The sequence below is a fragment of the Vibrio fujianensis genome, from assembly GCF_002749895.1.
GTDB lineage: Bacteria > Pseudomonadota > Gammaproteobacteria > Enterobacterales > Vibrionaceae > Vibrio > Vibrio fujianensis.
In genome coordinates, this window is the sequence record NZ_NBUS01000042.1 from 192,613 (window position 1) to 198,119 (window position 5,507).

The window sequence follows — 5,507 nt, forward strand, 5'->3', positions numbered from 1 at the left end:
GTGATGTGTGGCGTGGTCGGTGCATTAGCGGCTTTCTACCACGATTCGCTCGATATTAACAATGATACACACCGAGAGATCGCAGCTTATCGCTTGTTATCTAAGATGCCGACCCTCGCAGCCATGTGTTATAAATATTCCATCGGTCAGCCTTTTATTTATCCACGCAATGATCTGACTTATGCAGAAAACTTCTTGCACATGATGTTTGCTAACCCATGTGAAGAGTATGAAGTGAATCCTATCGTTGCCCGTGCCATGGATAAAATCTTTACCTTGCACGCGGATCACGAGCAAAATGCATCCACCTCAACCGTACGTCTTGCGGGTTCTTCAGGAGCAAATCCTTTTGCTTGTATTGCCGCAGGTATCGCATCACTATGGGGACCTGCTCATGGTGGAGCCAATGAAGCTTGCCTACGTATGTTGGAAGAAATCGGTTCCGTGGATAAGATCCCTGAATATGTCGAGCGCGCGAAAGACAAAGATGATCCATTCCGTTTAATGGGCTTCGGCCATCGGGTGTATAAAAACTACGATCCTCGTGCGACCGTAATGCGCGAAGCGTGTCATGACGTATTGAAAGAACTCAATATTCAAGATCCGCTCTTGGATGTGGCGATGGAACTAGAGCGCATAGCACTTTCAGATGAATACTTTATTGAGAAGAAACTCTATCCTAACGTAGACTTCTATTCAGGTATTATTTTAAAAGCCATTGGTATTCCAATCTCAATGTTCACGGTTATTTTTGCTATGTCACGCACCATTGGTTGGATTGCTCACTGGAATGAAATGCATAGCGATCCAGAAAACCGAATTGGTCGCCCGCGCCAGCTCTATACTGGTCAGAAACTAAGAGATTTCCAGCCACTTCATGAACGTGAATAACTCCCTGACATTTGTTGGGTAAAACAAGAGCGAGGTTTGCCTCGCTCTTATTTTTTATACTGGATTATCGATATCGATAAATTCCACCTCAAAACCATGTGTGCTCGCCAACCATTCCCCTAACGCTTTCACACCATAACGCTCCGTGGCATGATGACCTGCAGCAAAATAGTGAATATTAAGTTCACGCGCTATATAGGTCGTACGCTCAGAGACTTCTCCCGAAATAAAAGCATCCATGCCCTGTTCAGCGGCAAGCGTGATATAGTCTTGCCCACCACCGGTACACCAAGCAATTTTTTTAATCGGCTTATCTTGTTGCTCCGGTGCGATGTGTAAAGGCGAACGCTCAAGTGCTTGAGTGATCTTAGTCGCTAACGCTTCACCACTCAACGCATGACGCAAACAGCCATATAGAGCCACCGATTGAGGATGCCCTTCTAAACCGCCTTCAACCTCAATCTCCAGTAATTGTGCTAGCTGCGCGTTGTTACCCAGTTGAGGATGAATATCAAGTGGTAAATGATAAGCCAGCAAATTAATATCGTGTTTGATCAATGTTCGTAACCGAGTACCTTTCATGCCACGAATGGCTTCTGGTTCCCCCTTCCAAAAATAACCATGATGAACCAATAGCGCATCGGCTTGACGTTGTACTGCTTGCTCAATCAATGCCTTAGATGCCGTTACTCCAGTGATAATTTTTTTGATGTCAGATTTACCTTCGACTTGCAGCCCATTCGGGCAGTAATCTTTGATTAATTGTGGAGACAAGGTCTCATTTAACAAAGCTTCTAACTGAAAATTGTTCATCTTGTGTTCCATGACTTGATTAGCATGACGTGGTTATAACAATTTCAAGCTAGAATGTCGAAAACAGTACCGCCTCCGCAAGAGTAAATAATATGGACATCACACCGCTGATCAATTGGGTCATCAAAACCCCAACCCTGTTTGAGGCCTCTTGTCCTATCGTGGCAAAGGTTCCTTTTACACCACCAGCGCCAGAGCAACGTTGGCCTAACTATCAAGGGAATCCAAGGTTAGGGTTTGTTTATCAGTTTATATGCCAACAACTGTTTACTCGCACCCCGCGTTATAATGCAGTATCGGAAGAAATCCAGCTTAACGAACATGGAAAAACGCTCGGTGCCATTGATTTTATTACTAAGAATCGCCACACGGATGCATATGAGCATTGGGAAGTCGCTATCAAATTTTACCTTCTTCACCAAGGTTTATGGTATGGGCCGAATGCAGAAGATCGGCTAGACATTAAACTCGCTCACATGCTCAATCACCAACTCTCCCTCTCAACTCGCTTAGAGTTTTGCCAAACTTATCCATTATGGGCCAATGCCCAGCCGCATTTACTGATGCAAGGACGTTTATATACCAATCCATTTCAAGCAGAGCCCATTCCAAAAGAATGCTTAGGTTACTCACTTAATTGTAGCCAAATTCAGGGGCACTGGTGCTATCAAGACCAAGTCTCACTCATTGATGAACCACTCTACTCTTTAGATAAACCCCAATGGTTAACCGGCAGAGAAAAAACATCACCGACTGACTTCGCTGAGCAGCATTATGAGGAGTTTGTGCATTGCCAAAGTGAATCAGGCATTTTTTGGTTTATTATGCCGCGTCATTGGCCAGCATCAGCCAAGTTCAACCAACCCAAATAACAAGGGGAAGCACTCCGTACTTCCCCCGTTTACACAAACCCTTGATAACGCGTTTACAAACCTGCGTCGCTAAAGACTTGATTCACAATTTGCTGCGCTTCATGCTCAATCAGAGCGAGATGTTGTGCTCCTTTAAAGCTCTCACAGTAGATTTTATAAATCTCTTCCGTTCCCGATGGGCGAGCAGCAAACCAACCAAATTCAGTAGCGACTTTTAGCCCACCAATGGCGGCACCATTACCCGGTGCATGGGTTAAACGAGCAGTGATCGGATCGCCAGCTAATGTCTGAGCCGTAACCATTTCTGGTGATAATTTACTCAAAACTGCTTTTTGTGGCCCATTCGCTACCGCTTGAATACGGCTATAATACGAATCACCATGTTTAGCAGCGAGTTCATCATAATATTGCTGAGGATTTTTCCCAGTCACGGCGGTAATTTCAGCCGCTAGTAAACATAAAATAATGCCATCTTTATCTGTTGACCAAGGGGTACCATCTTTACGTAAGAAAGAGGCTCCCGCACTTTCCTCTCCTCCAAAGCCAAATTTACCCGAATATAGACCATCCACAAACCATTTGAATCCCACCGGAACTTCACATAGCTCACGACCTAAATCGGCGACCACTTTATCAATCATCGCGCTGGATACTAAGGTTTTGCCTACCGCCACCTCTGTACTCCATCCCGTACGATGACGATAAAGGTAATCGATACAAACAGCGAGGAAATGGTTGGGATTCATCAATCCTTGCGGGGTTACGATGCCATGACGGTCATAATCTGGATCATTCCCAAAGGCCAAATCGTATTGATCTTTTAACGCTAACAGCCCAGCCATTGCATAAGGCGATGAACAGTCCATTCGCACTACGCCATCTTTATCTAATGACATAAATTGGAAGGTTGGATCAATCGCTTCACTGACCAAGGTTAAATCTAGATTGTAGGCTTGACCAATTTGACGCCAGTAATCAATCCCACTACCACCTAGTGGATCAACGCCAATTTTCAGCTTGGCGTTCTGAATGGCTTGCATATCAATCACATTAACCAAGTCATCAATATAGGGTTTTACTAAGTCAACTTGCTTTAATAAAGGGGATTGCTTCGCTTCAACAATCGAAACCCGTTTTACACCACTTAAACCTTGAGAAATCAGTTGATTGGCTCGATTTTCAATCGCTTGAGTTAACTGTCCCTCCGCTGGCCCACCATGAGTTGGGTTGTATTTAATGCCACCATCTTGTGGTGGATTATGTGACGGTGTAATCACGATACCGTCGGCTTTAGCCGTATGCTCAAGGTTATAAGTTAAAATAGCGTGTGAGATACCAGGGGTCGGTGTATAACCATTATTTTCTTGAATAATGACTTCAACACCATTGGCAATTAAAACTTCGAGCACACTACTCAATGCCGGTTCTGAGAGTGCGTGGGTATCTTTACCGATATAGATCGGGCCATCTGTTCCTTGCGCAGAGCGAATGTCCACCACCGCTTGAGCGATAGCTAAAATATGAGTTTCGTTAAATGTTGCCTTATCGGCGCTTCCTCGATGACCTGATGTACCAAACTGAACTTGATGCTGTGGGTTGTTCGGATCAGGTTGCAGTAAATAATAATTAGCAACAAGGGCGGGAATATTATGCAAATCTTGCTGTTGTGCTTTTTGTCCTGCACGTGGGTGCATAGCCATAATGACATCCTATGTAAAATAACAACAAATAAAAAACCCCATAGTACGCCGTTTTGATTGCATATTATGAGGTTTCAATCAGACTTTTGCTTTTGAACGCTAAAAAGTCAAATCGATTGAGTCACTTTGTCGATGATCTCGGTCGGAAAATTCATTCGAACCATCACCTGTTCCACCATTTGCTGTTTGCGGCTTGTATTATTGTTGGTGATAACCCAAAAAGGCGTATTAGGAATTGCTTTTGGCTTGGTTGTTTGTCCATTGGCCAATAGCGTTTGCTCATTATCCGCAAAATAGACACGTTTACGCCCTTTGACTGACATCGCTTCAGAAAAACTTTCAGGATCGATACGATAGAGTGTAGAAAGCACTAGCATAAAACGATCAATCGCTTTTTTAAGATCTGCAAATTCATCTGAAATCAGTAAGCCACGCATCTCTTTAACGCTATCGATTTTCGTTTCTTGTGCGGCATCTTTACTCACAACTATACCTTTAGGAGCCAACACGTCAGATACAGGTTGTTGCACAGACTGTTGTACAGGCTGTCGAGCAACGTTCAGTAAACGTCGCAAAATATCGGAGGCACTTTCACCTATATGTTGGGTTTGGCTAGCAATGTAACGGTATAGATCTTCATCAACCTCTATTGTTTTCATTCGCTTTTCACAATCTCAATGTTTAAACTCTCAGGGATTATAGCGAGATCTTTGCCGAGACTCTACGTTAAACCTATTACGATTAAGATAAAATGTCAGCATTGCTCAATTATAAACTCGAAGGTGAGGGTCACACCGTTGTTTTGATCCATGGTCTATTTGGCAATTTGAGTAACTTAGGATTGTTAGCCCGTGACCTAAAAATCGATCATCAAGTATTAAGTATTGACCTACGTAATCACGGCCAATCTTTTCACTCATCACAACATAATTATGCTCTTATGGCGCGAGATGTCGATCAACTACTTCAGCATCTTGGCATCACCCAAGCAACGATTATCGGCCACTCAATGGGCGGAAAAGTGGCGATGAAATTGGCAGATTTAGCACCAGATATTATACAACAGCTCATCGTACTGGATATGGCACCGGTCGCTTATCATATCCGTCGACATGATCATATTTTCGCTGGATTAGATTCGGTATTGGAACAAAAACCCGCCTCTCGAAGTGAAGTCATGGCGCTATTAGCCAAACATATTAGCCAAGAAAGCGTTTGCCAATTTTTGGCG

Annotated in this window: 5 protein-coding genes and 1 pseudogene; 3 read left to right on the forward strand and 3 right to left on the reverse strand. The window is 43.6% G+C overall.

What is annotated here, in order from left to right; all coding sequences use genetic code 11:
- Nucleotides 1-891: citrate synthase (locus tag B7C60_RS09775; protein WP_245869141.1), on the forward strand; the 891-nt coding region annotated here is incomplete at its 5' end.
- A gap of 54 nt (nt 892-945) precedes the next feature.
- Here B7C60_RS09775 and B7C60_RS09780 read toward each other — a convergent pair.
- The gene (locus tag B7C60_RS09780; RefSeq protein WP_170886618.1) at nt 946-1,704 is read right to left on the reverse strand and encodes a Nif3-like dinuclear metal center hexameric protein; all 759 of its coding nucleotides are present in this window, start codon (nt 1,702-1,704) and stop codon (nt 946-948) included.
- 92 nt (nt 1,705-1,796) lie between these two features.
- Between B7C60_RS09780 and B7C60_RS09785 the strand changes: the two genes are divergently transcribed.
- Complete coding sequence (locus tag B7C60_RS09785; RefSeq protein ID WP_099611493.1) at nt 1,797-2,576, forward strand: DUF1853 family protein; 780 nt, start codon at nt 1,797-1,799, stop codon at nt 2,574-2,576.
- Between the two features lie 53 nt (nt 2,577-2,629).
- On the opposite strand, the gene pgm is transcribed toward B7C60_RS09785, so the two are convergent.
- Both pgm and seqA read right to left on the reverse strand, forming a co-directional pair.
- Nucleotides 2,630-4,276, reverse strand: a complete 1,647-nt coding sequence (gene pgm / locus B7C60_RS09790; protein WP_099611494.1) for a phosphoglucomutase (alpha-D-glucose-1,6-bisphosphate-dependent) — start codon at nt 4,274-4,276, stop codon at nt 2,630-2,632.
- A 107-nt stretch (nt 4,277-4,383) separates the two neighbouring features.
- Complete coding sequence (gene seqA, locus B7C60_RS09795) at nt 4,384-4,935, reverse strand: replication initiation negative regulator SeqA (RefSeq protein WP_099611495.1); 552 nt, start codon at nt 4,933-4,935, stop codon at nt 4,384-4,386.
- Between the two features lie 92 nt (nt 4,936-5,027).
- Between seqA and B7C60_RS18820 the strand changes: the two are divergent.
- Nucleotides 5,028-5,507, forward strand: a pseudogene (locus tag B7C60_RS18820) (alpha/beta fold hydrolase); the annotation flags it as partial.